The organism is Rhizobium sp. 01T444 (genome assembly GCF_056398305.1).
The window spans coordinates 1-576 of record NZ_JBFTPD010000313.1; the positions used below are offsets into that span (position 1 = coordinate 1).

The 576-nt window shown below is 65.6% G+C and carries 2 protein-coding genes; both read right to left on the reverse strand.

Annotation, left to right across the window (positions count from 1 at the left end):
- A partial coding sequence (locus tag AC1DTN_RS38650; RefSeq protein WP_477925502.1) for an ABC transporter substrate-binding protein occupies positions 1-321 on the reverse strand: 321 nt, incomplete at its 3' end.
- Positions 318-576: alpha/beta fold hydrolase (locus AC1DTN_RS38655; RefSeq protein ID WP_477925503.1), on the reverse strand; the 259-nt coding region annotated here is incomplete at its 5' end. The genes AC1DTN_RS38650 and AC1DTN_RS38655, both read right to left, overlap by 4 nt.

Consider the following 576-nt stretch of genomic DNA (forward strand, 5'->3'; position numbering starts at 1 on the left):
CGCCACGCCCGAGTGCACCGTGCCGATGATCACGTCGACGTTGTCGCGCTTGATCAGCTTGTTGACGTTGTCGGTCGCCTTGGCCGGGTCCGACTCGTCGTCGACCTTGATGTATTCGATCTCGCGGCCGCCGAGCTTGCCGCCTTGCTCCTCGACGCGCAGCTTGAAGCCGTTCTCGATGGCCGCGCCGAGCGCGGCATAGGTGCCGCTGAAGGGCAGCATCAGGCCGACCTTGAGCTTGCCTTGCTGGGCATGGCCGATCGTGGCGATGCAGGCCAGCGCGAGGGCGGTGAGCGCGGTGCGCGCGATGTGTCGAGTCATGGTTGTCTCCTTTTATTGATGAATGAAACGGTCGCAACTATCGCCGTTTCGGGCTGGTCGCGATGCGGGGAATGCCCGCAGTCGGGCACCTCCAGCAACTGCGTGCCCGGCACGCGCGCTGCGATGCCGCGAATCTGCGCGAGTGTGCCGTACTCGTCGTCCACACCCTGCATCGCCAGCACCGGGCAGCGGATGGTGCCGAGCTCGGCCTCGATGTTCCACTGCCGGAAGGGCGGATGCAGCCAGATGCGGTTC